The organism is Psychrobacter immobilis (assembly GCF_904846185.1).
GTDB lineage: Bacteria > Pseudomonadota > Gammaproteobacteria > Pseudomonadales > Moraxellaceae > Psychrobacter > Psychrobacter immobilis_B.
This window is the reverse complement of the sequence record NZ_CAJGZQ010000060.1, coordinates 1-1201: the sequence shown is the minus strand read 5'-3', so window position 1 is coordinate 1201 and position 1201 is coordinate 1. Positions and strand designations below refer to the sequence as shown.

At 45.3% G+C, this 1201-nt stretch carries 1 pseudogene; it reads right to left on the bottom strand.

Annotated elements, in window-relative coordinates:
- Nucleotides 1–1192, bottom strand: a pseudogene (locus tag JMW94_RS14685) (IS3 family transposase); the annotation flags it as partial.
- Nucleotides 1193–1201 lie beyond the last annotated feature (9 nt).

The following is a 1201-nucleotide window of genomic DNA, read 5'->3' as shown; positions in this document are numbered from 1 at the left end:
CTGTCTTGGCGATTGATAGCCCAAACCCTTTTGAATCCTCGTCTGATTGTAGTACAGCTCGATATAACTGATAATATCATTGATGGCTGTGAACCTTGTTTTATAGTCTTGATGATATACCAGCTCATTCTTTAATGTGCCCCAGAAGCTTTCTATCGGAGCGTTATCGAAACAGTTGCCTTTGCCGCTCATTGAGCCTATAAATTGATGCTGCTTAATGGTCTTGTGGTAGGCGTGACTGCAATACTGACTGCCTCTGTCTGAATGAACGATTAGCCCTTTGCTTGGACGTTTACTCTTGATGGCCATATTTAGTGCTTTGCAAACTAAATCTGCGGTCATACGCTTGTTAATAGCGTAACCGACAAGCTCTTTGGTGTATAAGTCTTTGACCCCTGCTAAGTACAGCCAACCCTCATTCGTCCAGATATAGGTGATGTCGCTGACCCACGACTCGTTAGGGCGCTTAGCATCAAACTTCTGATCCAGTACGTTTGGATAGACCAGCTTGTTGTGATTGGAGTCGGTGGTGACTTTAAAGCGCTTATGACTACGACATTTAATGCCGTGTTGCTCTTTGATGCTTCTTACCATATACAGGCTAATGTTATGGCCTTGCTCGCTTAGATGAGCATGCAGTCGATCTGCGCCATAACGTTCTTTCGTTTCATTGTGAGCCGCTTTAACCAGTAATTCAGACTGGTTGCGATGTATCTGTTGGTCGCTGAGATCACGACTTAGCCAGTCGTAATAGCTTGATGGCTTAACCCTTAACACACGGCACATAGTGGTGATGCGAAAGAGGAACTGGTTGTCTTTGATAAAGGCGTACCTGACTAACTGTTTCTCGCGAAGTACGCCGTCGCCAACTCGAGCATAGCTCTCCCCTTACGTCGGGGCGAAGCAGTGCTTCGCTTTATCCCTCCTCATTTAGTATTTCGCGTTCCTCTTCAGCCACTTTGAGCTGCCGCTTGAGCTGCTTTATTTCTTGAAGAGCACTCATAAGATCAGGATCGTATTGCTTTGTGCCGACAAGCTTGCCTTGATTGGCTTTGTTATGCCAATTTGATAGCGTTTGCATGGCAATGCCAAGCTGCTTTGCAGTGGCTGAGATATTGCCATTATTGTCTGATATCTTCTTGACGGCCTCGGCTTTAAATTCGTCACTGTAGGTTCTTACTTTCTTGGTCATAACAAACTC